At 72.1% G+C, this 12322-nt stretch carries 12 protein-coding genes; 1 reads left to right on the top strand and 11 read right to left on the bottom strand.

Translation table 11 applies throughout. From position 1 onward, the window contains the following. The 6 genes from K4G64_RS08185 to K4G64_RS08160 form a co-directional block, all read right to left on the bottom strand. Nucleotides 1–2812 (bottom strand): AAA family ATPase (locus tag K4G64_RS08185; protein WP_221755357.1); only part of this gene is annotated, 2812 nt, incomplete at its 3' end. A 128-nt stretch (nucleotides 2813–2940) separates the two neighbouring features. Next, nucleotides 2941–3126, bottom strand: a complete 186-nt coding sequence (locus tag K4G64_RS08180; RefSeq protein ID WP_221755356.1) for a hypothetical protein — start codon at nucleotides 3124–3126, stop codon at nucleotides 2941–2943. Between the two features lie 196 nt (nucleotides 3127–3322). Then, nucleotides 3323–3877, bottom strand: a complete 555-nt coding sequence (locus tag K4G64_RS08175) for a hypothetical protein (protein ID WP_221755355.1) — start codon at nucleotides 3875–3877, stop codon at nucleotides 3323–3325. Between the two features lie 35 nt (nucleotides 3878–3912). Then, a complete protein-coding gene (locus K4G64_RS08170) occupies nucleotides 3913–4485 on the bottom strand; it encodes a GNAT family N-acetyltransferase (RefSeq protein WP_221755354.1) in 573 nt (190 codons plus the stop codon). Next, nucleotides 4463–6709 (bottom strand): MMPL family transporter, encoded by a 2247-nt coding sequence (locus K4G64_RS08165; RefSeq protein WP_221755353.1) that lies wholly within the window; start codon nucleotides 6707–6709, stop codon nucleotides 4463–4465. The genes K4G64_RS08170 and K4G64_RS08165 overlap by 23 nt, the downstream gene beginning before the upstream one ends. Before the next feature lie 157 nt (nucleotides 6710–6866). Continuing rightward, on the bottom strand, nucleotides 6867–7208 hold the full coding sequence (locus K4G64_RS08160; protein WP_221755352.1) for a hypothetical protein: 342 nt from the start codon (nucleotides 7206–7208) through the stop codon (nucleotides 6867–6869). Nucleotides 7209–7400: 192 nt separating this feature from the next. Here K4G64_RS08160 and K4G64_RS08155 point away from each other — a divergent pair, with 192 nt between their 5' ends. Next, entirely contained in the window at nucleotides 7401–8204 is an 804-nt protein-coding gene (locus K4G64_RS08155) for a cyclopropane-fatty-acyl-phospholipid synthase family protein (RefSeq protein ID WP_221755351.1), read from the top strand. A 62-nt stretch (nucleotides 8205–8266) separates the two neighbouring features. Here K4G64_RS08155 and gatB read toward each other — a convergent pair whose 3' ends face one another. The 5 genes from gatB to K4G64_RS08130 form a co-directional block, all read right to left on the bottom strand. Further along, on the bottom strand, nucleotides 8267–9781 hold the full coding sequence (gene gatB / locus K4G64_RS08150; protein ID WP_221755350.1) for an Asp-tRNA(Asn)/Glu-tRNA(Gln) amidotransferase subunit GatB: 1515 nt from the start codon (nucleotides 9779–9781) through the stop codon (nucleotides 8267–8269). A gap of 16 nt (nucleotides 9782–9797) precedes the next feature. Beyond that, nucleotides 9798–10037: a hypothetical protein gene (locus tag K4G64_RS08145; RefSeq protein ID WP_019329755.1), complete on the bottom strand. Its 240-nt coding sequence runs from the start codon at nucleotides 10035–10037 to the stop codon at nucleotides 9798–9800. Next, entirely contained in the window at nucleotides 10034–11527 is a 1494-nt protein-coding gene (gene gatA / locus K4G64_RS08140) for an Asp-tRNA(Asn)/Glu-tRNA(Gln) amidotransferase subunit GatA (RefSeq protein WP_221755349.1), read from the bottom strand. The genes K4G64_RS08145 and gatA overlap by 4 nt, the downstream gene beginning before the upstream one ends. 5 nt (nucleotides 11528–11532) lie before the next feature. Then, nucleotides 11533–11829 carry an Asp-tRNA(Asn)/Glu-tRNA(Gln) amidotransferase subunit GatC gene (gene gatC, locus K4G64_RS08135; protein WP_018531282.1) on the bottom strand — a complete coding sequence of 99 codons (297 nt, stop codon included), beginning with the start codon at nucleotides 11827–11829 and terminating at the stop codon, nucleotides 11533–11535. Between the two features lie 103 nt (nucleotides 11830–11932). Further along, on the bottom strand, nucleotides 11933–12304 hold the full coding sequence (locus K4G64_RS08130; RefSeq protein ID WP_221755348.1) for a DUF4267 domain-containing protein: 372 nt from the start codon (nucleotides 12302–12304) through the stop codon (nucleotides 11933–11935). Nucleotides 12305–12322: the final 18 nt, after the last annotated feature.

Below are 12322 nucleotides of genomic sequence, written 5' to 3'. Positions count from 1 at the left end.
TGGCGGGGGTGAGCGGGAGGCGGGCGCGCCGGCCCAGCGCGTCGGCGGCGTCGGCGAGCGGCCGGGCGCCGAGATGACGGGCGACGGTGTGGGCGAGGCGGAGCAGTTCCGCGGCACGCTCGCGCTCGTCCTCTCCGGCTCGCGTCAGCAGGGACTCGGCCAGGCGGTACCGGACGCGGGCGAGGTCGTAGGGCCGGCTCAGGGGTTCGAAGGCGGTGACCACCTCCGACCAGGTGTCCGGGGTGCTGAGGCCCTCGGCGCGGTGGAGTTCGGCGCGGACCCACTGCTCGTGGGCGAGCCAGACGGGGGCGTGGGTGGTGAGGCACTTGGCGCCGGCGAGGATGCCGTCCAGGACCTGCTCGCGGCCGTCGCGGGCGGCGGGCAGCGCACGGGCGTCGGCCTCGGCGGTGGCCGCCTGGAGCAGCAGCGGCCAGGCGTAGCGCTGGGTGCCGAGCGGGAAGCCGGACTCCAGGGTGCGGGCCAGTTCGGCGCGGGCGTCGGCCAGGCGGCCCTCGGCGGCGGCGAGCGCGATGGTGAGCCAGGAGATCGGCAGGTCGTGCTGCGGCATGGGGTCATGGGGGCCGTAGGCGGCGCGGCCCTGGGCGAGGTACCGGGCTGCCTCGGGCACCTGCCCGCGCGCGAGCGCCAGGTAGGCCAGGCAGTTGGCGCCGGAGCCGTGCGGACCCGCCGTCTGGCCGCGTCGCTGGGCGTTGCCGGCGGCGTCGGCGGCCTCGTCCCAGCGGCCGAGGGAGATGAGCGACTCGGCGAGGTTGCTCCAGATCCAGGCCTCGGCGTCCCGCAGGCCCATCGCCCCCGTGAGCCGCAGGCCCTCGCGCAGGATGCCGACGGATTCCTCGGAGCGGCCGACGCCTTCGAGGACGGAGGGCAGGTTCACATGGCTGCGGCCCACGACCGCCGCGAGGCCACGGGCGACGACCTCGTCCCGGACGTCGTACATGTGGCCGAGCCCGGCGTCGATCTGCCCGGCGTCGACCATCAGCCCGCCGAGGGTGAGCCGGGCGTTGGACTCGATGTCGTCGGCGCCGACCATGCGCGCGTACTCGACGGCCCGCTCGGCGGCCGTCAGGGCGTCCGGGCCGGGTTCGTGCAGCATCGACCAGTGGGCGGCCGTGGCCAGCACCTCCGCGTGCACCTCGGACGGCGGCAGACCGCGGACCAGTTCCTGAGCGGTGGCGATCTCCTTCCAGCCGTCGCCCCGGGCCAGTCCCTGCACCAGCCGGGAGCGCTGGATCCAGAACCAGGCGGCGCGCAGGCGATCGTCCTCGTCCTCCAGCAGGCGCAGCGCCCGCTTGGTGATCTTCAGGGCGCGTTCGCGCTCCCCGCAGAGCCGGCCGGCGACGGCCGCCTCGGCCAGCAGGTCCAGGTGGCGCAGCGCGGTGGTGGCCGGGTCGCAGCCGCTGGGGGTCCCCCCACGCCGTTCAGGCAGTGGGGGAGGGTAGACCTCGGCGTAGTCCACGGGGCGCAGGGTCCGGCGCACGGCGTCGGGGGCGGCGTCCCACAGCTCCATCGCCCGTTCCAGGAGCCGGAGTTGCTCGGAGTAGGCGTGCCGGCGGCGGGCCTCGACGGAGGCTTCGAGGACGGCGGGCAGGGCCTTGGCGGCGTCGTGGGCGTGGTACCAGTAGCTGGCCAGTCGGGTCGCCCGCTGGTCGGCGGGGACGAGGGCGGGGTCGCTCTCCAGGGCTTCGGCGTAGCGGCGGTTGAGGCGGGAGCGTTCGCCGGGGAGCAGGTCGTCGCTGACGGCCTCGCGGACCAGGGAGTGGCGGAAGCGGTAGCCGTCGCCGCCGGGTGCGGGGGCGAGGATGCTCGCGTTCACGGCGCCCCGCAGCGCCTCGATGAGATCGTCCTCGGCGAGCCGGGCGACGGCGGTCAGCAACCGGTACTCCACGGTGGAGCCGCCCTCGGCGACGATCCGGGCGACGTGCTGGGCGGGCTCCGGCATCCCCTCCACGCGGACCAGCAGCAGGTCACGGAGGGAGTCGGTCAGGCCGGTCCGGCAGCCCTCGTGGGCGGCGACGGCGAGTTCCTCGACGAAGAAGGCGTTGCCGTCGGAACGTTCGAAGATCGCTTCGACCCGGTCCGGCTCGGGTTCGTGGGCGAGGATCCCCGCGACCTGGCGGCCCACCTCGTCGCGGTTGAAGCGGGCGAGTTCGAGGCGGCGGATCGTGCGGAGCCGGTCGAGTTCGGCGAGCAGGGGCCGCAGCGGGTGACGGCGGTGGATGTCGTCGGAGCGGTAGGTGGCGAGGACGACGAGGCGGCCGGTGCGCAGGGTGCGCAGGAGGTAGGAGAGGAGGTGGCGGGTGGAGGCGTCGGCCCAGTGCAGGTCCTCCAGGGCGAGGACGACGGTGTGCTCGGCGGCGACGCGCTCCAGCAGGCGTGCGGTGAGCTCGAAGAGGCGGGCCATGCCGTCCTCGTCGTGCCGCCCGGCTCTGGACTCGCCGAGCTCGGGCAGCAGCCGGGCCAGTTCCTCCTCCTGGCCGGCGGCCGCGGCGGCCAGCTCGCCGGGGAGTTCGCGGCGCAGGGCGCGCAGGGCGGTGGAGAAGGGGGCGAAGGGCAGGCCGTCGGCGCCGATCTCCACGCAGCCGCCGAGTGCGACCACCGCCCCGCGGTGGCGGGCGGCGACGGTGAACTCCTCGACGAGGCGGGTCTTGCCGACTCCGGCCTCCCCGCCGATGAGCAGTGCCTGCGGCTCGCCCTCGCCGGCGCGGACGAGCGCGTCGTGCAGCGTGCCCAGTTCCTCGGCACGGCCGACGAACACGGGGCTCACGGACCTGGTCTCCACGGCCCCGAGCATCGCATGCGCCTCCAAGGGCGCGGCACCGGTTTTCCGGCGAACGGCCGGAGCAGCGGCCGCCGTTCCTGTGCGAACGACGGCCGCTGCTCCCGTGACGGCCCCGCGGGCGGCCGGTCCCGCCCCGGTGTTCACGCGGTCCGGGCGGATCGTGTCAGGCGGAAGCGGCGGCTATGGCTCTCGTGCTCGGCGGAGTCCTGGCCGGCTTCGTGGCGGGCCGCGCGGCGGGCCCGGGCGGCCTCGCGGACCTGGCGCTCGTGGTCGGCACGGCGGATGAGGTCGTCGGTGCGCAGCTGCTGGAGCTCGTACTCGTACATGATGTGTCCTTGAGGAGAGGCGGTCACGGAGTGTTTCTCCGTGCTGACCTCACTCTCGTCTCCCAGGTGGGGCCGCCACATCGGGAGAGTTCCGCATCTTCGGCCGCGCGGGGGGCCTTAGACGCGGCTGAGGGGCCTCAGGCGCTCCGTAAGGTGCTCACGGAAACGCCTAAGACCCCTCAGGACCTGCGGGCTCTCAGCTCGCGGAGGGCAGCCCGAGCAGGATGCCGGTGTACTTGAGGACGGCCAGGAACAGGCCGATGACGCCGAGCGCGACTCCCGCCCAGGCGACGGACTTGATCCAGGGGGCCTGGATCCTGCCCGGGGTGCCGAACGCGGGCCGGGCGAGCGTCACGACGCCGACGACCAGCGCGATCAGCGCGAACAGGCCGCCCCACAGGGCGGTGGTCTGCCAGGCGTCGCCGTAGACCGCCTGGATCTGCTGGGCCACGCCCGCGTTCTGCGCGGTCTCCAGCTGGCCGACGAGGTTCTGGCGCGCGGAGGCCACGGTGCCGATCCAGCTGCCGGTGAGCGAGACGACGCCCAGTGCCGCGGAGACGACGGCGGCGGCGCCCTGTCCGACACCGGAGGGAGCCTCCTCCTTGGTCTGCACGTGGTCGGCGGCCTGCTCTTCGTCGGCCGCGGCCGGGACCTCGGTCCGGGGCACCTCGTCGGACTTGGTGGTGTCCACCGCCTTCTCGTCTGTCGTGGCCTCGGTGGCCTCGGTCTCGTCCACTGCGTTCGTAGCCATGTCTCGCACCGTAGGGTCGCTGTCTGAGAAGTCTCTTAATGATCGTTGTGAGCGGCACGCGCGCGTGCGGCGCGCCACTCGGGTGCCAGCACCGACCAGACTTCGAGATCGTGCCGTACGCCACCATAGGGGTGTGCCTCGCGCCGCACACCGTCCCGGGTCATGCCGAGTCGCCGCGCCACGTTCAGGCTCGGTTCGTTGCCGGCGGCGGCGACCCATTCGACGCGGTGGATGCCGCGCTGCTCGACGGCCCAGTCGATGAGGACCCGCATCGCGCGCGTGACCAGGCCCCGGCCCGTCGCGGCCGGCTCCAGCCAGCAGCCGACCTCGCAGTTGCCGGTCGCCGCGTCGAAGTTCAGGAACAGCACTCCGCCCACCAGCGTGCCCTCCAGCCACAGGCCGTGCAGGGATCCCGTGTCGGCGGCGCGCATGTCGGCGTAGCGCTGGAGCTTGGCGCGGGCCGAGGGCAGGTCCGTCTCGGTCGTGCCGAACGGGATGTACTGCCCGATGAACTTCCGCCCGCGCTCCAGGTGCGCCAGGAACTCCCCGGCGTGCCAGGGCTCCAGGGGCCTCAGCTCGGCGTCGTCACCCAGGGATATCGCGTACATCCCGCTGCCGCTCCTCCTCCGCCAGGACGTCCGCCACCTCGGCGTCCGTCGCGGCGGCCAGCCTCTCATGGGCGGCACGGCTCTCGGGCGGCTCGATGCTGATGCGCGGCATGCGCTTGTCCAGCCAGCGGGGCAGCCACCAGTTGGCGCCGCCGAGCAGGTGCATCAGGGCCGGGACGAGGAGGGTGCGCAGGACGAAGGCGTCGAGGGCGACGGCGGCGGCCAGGGCGATGCCGAACATGGCGATCACTCGGTCGCCGCTGAGCACGAAGGCCAGGAAGACGGAGATCATGATGACCGCCGCCGAGTTGATCACCCGGCTGGTCTCGGCGAGGCCGACGCGCACGGCCCGCCGGTTGTCACCGGTCTCCAGCCACTCCTCGTACATCCTGCTGACCAGGAAGACCTGGTAGTCCATGGACAGGCCGAAGAGCACCGACACCATGATCACGGGCAGGAAGGGTTCTATGGGCCCCGCGCTGCCGAGGCCGAGCAGGTCGCTGCCCCAGCCCCACTGGAAGATCGCGACCACGACCCCGAAGGCGCCGGCCACGGCGGCGACGTTCATCGCGGCGGCCTTCAGCGGGATGCCGACGGACCGGAAGGCCAGCAGGAGCAGCAGACAGCCCAGGCCGATGACGGCCCCGACGAACACCGGCAGCTTGGAGACGATGACGTCGGCGAAGTCGTCGTAGCCGGCCGTCATGCCGCCCACCTGCACGTCGAGCGAGGTGCCCGACTCGGCGCGCGGCAGCACCTCGCCGCGCAGCCGGTCGACGAGGTCGCTGGTGTGCTGCGACTGCGGGGAGGACTCCGGGACGACGGTGAGGTAGGCGGTGTGGCCGCCGGAGTCGAAGGTCACGGGGGTCACCGAGGCGACGCCGTCAGTGGCGCGCAGGGTGCCGTCGAGGTTCTCCAGGGCGAGCTTGTCGTCGGATCCGTCGACCTCGGTGACGAGGGTGAGCGGGCCGTTCACGCCTGGGCCGAAGCCGTCGGCGAGCAGGTCGTAGGCCTGGCGGGTGGTGGCGGTCTTCGGGCCGTTGCCCTGGTCGGAGGTGCCCAGGTGCAGGGAGAAGGTGGGCAGTGCGAGGACGCCCATGACGACCAGGGCGATGGCGCCGAGCACTTTGGGGTGGCGTTCCACGAAGGCCGACCAGCGGGCCGCGAAGCCGGTGGGCAGCTCGGGTTCGGGTCCGTGCTCGGCGAGGCGGCGGCGCTCGCGGCGGCTGAGCGCGCGCATGCCTATGAAGGACAGCAGGGCGGGCAGCAGGGTCACGGAGGCGGCGACGGTGAGGATGACGGTGAGGCTGGCCGCTATGGCGACGCCGTTGAGGAAGCTCAGCCGCAGGATCAGCATGCCGAGCAGGGCGATGCAAACGGTCGCGCCCGCGAAGACGACGGCCCGTCCGGTGGTCGCGACGGCGTTGGTGGCGGCCTCGGTGACGGACAGCCCGCGTTTCAGCCCGCGCCGGTGTCTGGTGACGATGAACAGCGCGTAGTCGATGCCGACGCCGAGCCCGATGAGCATGCCCAGCATGGGCGCGAAGTCGGCGACGGTCATGGCGTGCCCGAGCAGCACGATCCCGGCGTAGGCGGTGCCGACGCCGACCAGGGCGGTGGCGATGGGGAGCAGGGAGGCGGCGAGCGAGCCGAAGGCGAGGAACAGCACCACGGCGGCGACGATCACGCCGACGATCTCGGCGACGTGCCCGCCGGAGGACTCGGTGAGCGCGACGGCGCTGCCGCCCAGCTCCACCTGGAGCCCGTCGGTCTCGGCGCTCTTCGCGGTGTCGACGACGGCCTGCGCCTCGCCCTGGGAGATGTCCTCAGCCTGGTCGTCGAAGGTGACCGAGGCGTAGGCCGTGCGGCCGTCCTCGCTGACGCGGCCCGTGGCGGGCCCGTCGTAGGGGCTGGTGACCGAGGCCACGCCGGGGAGGTGCTCGATCCGGTCCAGGGTGCGGGTCATCGTCTGCTCGACGTCGGCGGCGCGGACGCTGCCGGACGTGGTGTGCCAGACGACGGTGTCGCTGTCGCCGCCGAGCCGCGGGAAGCCCTCGTGCAGCAGCTCGGAGGCACGGCCGGACTCGGTGCCGGGGACCTGGTAGTCGTTCGAGTACGTGGTGCCGGCGACGGCGGCGCCCGCGGCGACACCCGCGAACGCGAGGAGCCACAGCATGACGCTGAGCAGACGGCGCTGGACACACCAGCGTGCGAGGGCTGCCACGAAACGTGCTCCCGGGTTGCCTTGTGTGGATCTTTGACCGGGAACAGTCGTACATGAACTGAACGGCCAGCAAAGAACGCATGAGCAATGCGCTGCCACTGTTACAGGCTCACGAGATCATTTGTCGGTTTCGTGGGCTTATTCACAGCGGCCGGAATCAGTCGAACTGGTCCCCCAGCGCCATCACCATCACCCCGGCGATCAGCAGCCACAGAGCCCGCCGGGTCCGCCCGCGGGAGCCCAGCACGGCGGCGGCGGCGCATATGACGGCCCCGCCGGCGTAGGCGGCCGGGACGAGCGCCGGTGCGGAGCGGGTGAGGCGGAGCAGCGCCGCCGCGAGGCCCGCCAGGGTCAGTGCGGCGCCGGTGCCGGCCGACGTCCAGCGTGCCCGGCGCGCATCCTCTTCGCCCTCCGGCAGGGCGTCGGCCTCGTCCTGTGCGGCGGTCGCCTCCGCGCCCTCGATCTCTCCATCGGTGTCGGAATCAGGACGTCCACTCATGGCCGAGACGGTAGCGCGCCGGGCGGGGAAAACCGGATGCGGGGGCGCCGGGCCGGCTGTTAGCGTCCGCCGGTCCGAGGAAACGCCCGCGGCCTGACGCCGCCCGGCCGAAGCAGGTGCATTGTTTGACGGTCCGACCGAGCTCCTCCGCATCCCCGTTCTTCCTCAAGGACTCAAGGAGCCCGTTCACCGATGTCGGACATCACTTCGCGGACCACGAACGACCCCCTCACTGACCGTGTGCGTCACCCCGGCTATCCCCGCAGCAACGGCTATGACGCCCGCTGGACCGTCGACAACCAGATGGGCCCGCACGCGCTGTGGCTGCTGGAGTGGCTGGCCCCCGCCCTGGGGCTGGACACCCTGAGCCCCGGCTCCCGGGTGCTCGACCTGGGCTGCGGCCGTGCCATGACGTCGATCTTCCTCGCCCGGGAGTACGACGCCCAGGTCACGGCCGCCGACCTGTGGATCAAGCCCGACGAGAACGCCGGGCGCATCGCCGAGGCGGGTGTCGCCGACCGCGTGCTGCCCGTGCTCGCGGAGGCGCACGACCTGCCGTTCGGCGAGGGCGCCTTCGACGCGATCGTCTCGATCGACGCCTACCAGTACTTCGGCACGAACGACCTGTACCTGCCCACGCTGACCCGGCTGCTGAAGCCGGGCGGGCGGATCGGCGTCGTCGTACCGGCGCTGCGGGAGGAGATCGACGGCGTCGAGCCGCCGGAGCACCTCGAGCCGTACTGGGAGCCCGGATTCTGGTGCTTCCACACGGCGGCCTGGTGGCGGCGCCACTGGACCCGCGGCGGGGCCGTGGAGGTCGAGACCGCGGGCTGGCTTCAGGACGGCTGGCGCGACTGGCTGCGCTGGTGCGAGGTCGTGGCCGACGAGAGCACGGACGAGTGGCACGTCCGGATGGCCGGCCAGTGCGCCGAGATGCTGCGCCTCGACCGGGGCGAGACGCTGGGCTTCGTCCGGGTCGTCGGCCGCCGCCTCTGAGCCGCATGACGAGGGGGGACGCACCGTATCCGGTGTGTCCCCCCTCGTCGGATCCGCCGCGGTCAGCCCTCGCTGACGCCCAGCTTCTCCAGGATCAGTTCCTTCACGCGGGCCGCGTCGGCCTGGCCGCGGGTGGCCTTCATGACCGCACCGACCAGGGCGCCGGCCGCGGCCACCTTGCCGCCGCGGATCTTGTCCGCCACGCCCGGGTTGCCGGCGATGGCCTCCTCGACGGCGGTGGTGAGGGCGCCCTCGTCGGAGACGACCTTCAGACCGCGCTTGTCGACGACCTCGTCCGGGGTGCCCTCGCCCGCGAGGACGCCCTCGATGACCTGCCGGGCCAGCTTGTCGTTCAGGTCGCCCTTCGCGACGAGCTCGGTGACCCGGGCCACCTGCTGCGGCGTGATCGCCAGCTCGTCGAGCGCCTTGCCCGACTCGTTCGCGCTGCGGGCCAGCTCGCCCATCCACCACTTGCGGGCGGAGGCCGCGTCGGCCCCGGCCTCGATCGTGGCGACGATGGGCTCCAGCGCGCCGGCGTTGAGGATGGCCTGCATGTCGGTCGCCGAGATGCCCCACTCCTCGCGGAGCCGGTTGCGGCGGACCAGCGGCAGCTCGGGCAGCCCGGCCCGGATCTCCTCGACCCACGCGCGGGACGGGGCGACCGGGACGAGGTCGGGCTCCGGGAAGTACCGGTAGTCCTCGGCCTCCTCCTTCACCCGGCCCGAGGTCGTCGACCCCGTGTCCTCGTGGAAGTGCCGGGTCTCCTGGATGATCGTGCCGCCCGAGGAGAGCACGGCCGCGTGCCGCTGGATCTCGAAGCGGGCCGCGCGCTCCACGGACCTGAGCGAGTTGACGTTCTTCGTCTCCGAGCGGGTGCCGAACTTCTCGGTGCCGTGCGGGCGCAGCGACAGGTTCACGTCGCAGCGCATCTGGCCCATCTCCATGCGGGCCTCGGAGACGCCGAGCGCCCGGATGACCTCGCGCAGCTCACGGACGTAGGCCCTGGCGACCTCGGGGGCACGCTCGCCGGCGCCCTCGATCGGCTTGGTGACGATCTCGATGAGCGGGATGCCGGCGCGGTTGTAGTCCAGCAGGGAGTGGGACGCGCCGTGGATACGGCCGGTGGCGCCGCCGACGTGCGTCGACTTGCCGGTGTCCTCCTCCATGTGGGCGCGCTCGATCTGCACGCGGAAGGTCTCCCCGTCCTCCAGCTGCACGTCGAGGTAGCCGTTGAAGGCGATCGGCTCGTCGTACTGGGAGGTCTGGAAGTTCTTCGGCATGTCCGGATAGAAGTAGTTCTTCCGGGCGAAGCGGCACCACTCGGCGATCTCGCAGTTCAGCGCGAGGCCGATCTTGATCGCGGACTCGACGCCGGTCGCGTTGACGACCGGCAGCGCGCCGGGCATGCCGAGGCAGACCGGGCAGGTCTGGCTGTTCGGGTCGGCACCGAGCGCGGTCGAGCAGCCGCAGAACATCTTGGTCTTGGTGCCGAGTTCGACATGGACCTCGAGGCCCATGACGGGGTCGTACGACGCGAGTGCGTCCTCGTACGACACCAGGTCGGTCGTGGTGGTCACGGTGAGTACTTCCCTCTCAGCCCAGCAGGACGTCGTCGTCGCCCAGCCGCTTCAGCTCGCGGTAGAGAATGGCCAGGTTGGTGACGACGGCCGCGCCGGTCACGACGGCGTCGAGCAGCCGCAGCGTGTCGTTGTCTCCGCGGGCCTTCTTGATCTGCTTGTAGACACCGACGGCGCCGAACGCCGACGTGGCCATCGACACGTACAGACCGGACTTGGACTTCTTGAAGCCCTTGGCCTTGGACAGTGCGCTCACAGCGACGGAGCCTCCTCGATCAGCGGGTGGCCCCACTTTTCCACGAAGGCGGCCTCGACGGCGGCACCCACCTTGTACAGGCGGTCGTCCTTCATGACGGGGGCGATGATCTGCAGGCCGACCGGGAGGTTGTCCTCCGGGGCGAGACCGCACGGCAGCGACATGGCCGCGTTGCCCGCCAGGTTGGTCGGGATGGTGCACAGGTCGGCGAGGTACATCGCCATCGGGTCGTCGGCGCGCTCGCCGATCGCGAAGGCGGTGGTCGGGGTCGTCGGGGAGACGATCACGTCGACCTGCTCGAACGCCTTGTCGAAGTCCTGCTTGATGAGCGTGCGGACCTTCTGGGCGCTGCCGTAGTAGGCGTCGTAGTAGCCGCTCGACAGGGCGTAGGTGCCGAGCATGATGCGGCGCTTGACCTCGGGGCCGAAGCCGGCCTCGCGGGTGAGGGAGGTGACCTCCTCGGCGGAGTGCGTGCCGTCGTCGCCGACGCGCAGGCCGTAGCGCAGGCCGTCGAAGCGGGCGAGGTTGGAGGAGCACTCCGAGGGCGCGATCAGGTAGTACGCCGACAGCGCCAGGTCGAAGGACGGGCAGTCCAGCTCGACGATCTCGGCGCCCAGCTCCTTCAGCAGCTCGACGGACTCGTCGAAGCGCTGGATGACGCCGGCCTGGTAGCCCTCGCCGCGGAACTGCTTGACGACGCCGACGCGCATGCCCTCGACGCTGCCGTTGCGAGCGGCCTCGACTACCGCCGGGACGGGCTCGTCGATGGAGGTCGAGTCGAGCGGGTCGTGCCCGGCGATGACCTCGTGCAGCAGCGCCGCGTCCAGGACCGTGCGGGCGCAGGGCCCGCCCTGGTCGAGGGAGCTGGAGAAGGCGACCATGCCGTAGCGGGAGACCGCGCCGTACGTCGGCTTCACACCGACCGTGCCGGTGACGGACGCCGGCTGGCGGATGGAGCCGCCGGTGTCGGTGCCGATGGCCAGCGGGGCCTGGAAGGAGGCGAGCGCGGCGGACGAACCGCCACCGGAGCCGCCGGGGATCTTGGTGAGGTCCCAGGGGTTGCCGGTCGGGCCGTAGGCGCTGTTCTCGGTGGAGGACCCCATGGCGAACTCGTCCATGTTGGTCTTGCCGAGGATCACGACGTCGGCGGCCTTGAGCCGCTTGGTGAGCGTCGCGTCGTACGGCGGGACCCAGCCCTCGAGCATCTTGGAGCCGACGGTGGTCGGGATGCCCTCGGTGGTGAAGATGTCCTTCAGCGCGAGGGGCACGCCGGCCAGCGGGCCGAGCTTCTCGCCCTTGGCGCGCTTGTCGTCCACGGCGCGGGCCTGGGCGAGGGCGCCCTCGCGGTCGACGTGCAGGAAGGCGTGCACCTTCTCGTCGACGGCCTCGATGCGGGCGAGGTGGGCCTCGGTGACCTCGACCGCGGTGAGCTCGCCGGAGGCGATCTTCGCGGCGGTCTCGGCGGCCGTGAGCTTGATGATGTCCGTCATGGCTGTTAGTCCTCCCCCAGGATCTGCGGCACCTTGAAACGCTGCTGCTCCTGGGCCGGGGCGCCGGAGAGCGCCTGCTCGGGGGTGAGCGACGGACGGACCTCGTCCGCCCGCATGACGTTCGTCAGCGGGAGCGGGTGCGAGGTCGGCGGTACGTCTTGGTCGGCGACCTCGCTGACGCGGGCGACCGCGCCGATGATGTCGTCCAGCTGTCCCGCGAAGTGGTCGAGCTCTTCGGGCTTCAGCTCCAGACGCGCCAGCCGGGCGAGGTGGGCGACCTCCTCGCGCGTGATGCCAGGCATGCAGCGATCCTCTGGGGTGAGTGAATGTGGTTTGGCCCAATCCTATGGGGCGGGGGGCCGTGCCCGTGAAACGGTTTGCCGCCCCGGGGGCTCCCGGGGCCCCTCAGACCGCGAAGAGCAGTCCGGCGATGATCAGGACGACGACCGCGGTGGCGAAGTGGATTCCGAACGCGACCGCCTTCGTGCCGCCGTTGCGCAGCACGATCAGGGTGTCGCCGAGCGGCACGAGCGCCACGGCGAGCATGAACCAGGCCTCGGCTCCGGCCCCCGCGAAGGCGAGCAGCGCCAGACCGACCAGCCCGAGGGTGCCGTCCCGCAGGCCCTTGATCGTCAGATAGGCGCCGGCGTCACCGCCGGGGTCGGCCGGGACGCCGTATCCGGTGGCCGCGGAGGCGCGCTGGAACAGGAACCGGTAGCCGAGGAACAGGCAGAACAGGTTGAGCACGACGGCCAGGGTGTACGCGGTGACGGTCATGGCTCTCTCCGATTCATG

The sequence above is a fragment of the Streptomyces sp. WAC04114 genome (genome assembly GCF_019733245.1).
Classification (GTDB): Bacteria; Actinomycetota; Actinomycetes; order Streptomycetales; family Streptomycetaceae; genus Streptomyces; species Streptomyces massasporeus_A.
Note: the sequence above shows the minus strand (reverse complement) of the source record. Positions and strands in the feature narration are given on the sequence as shown.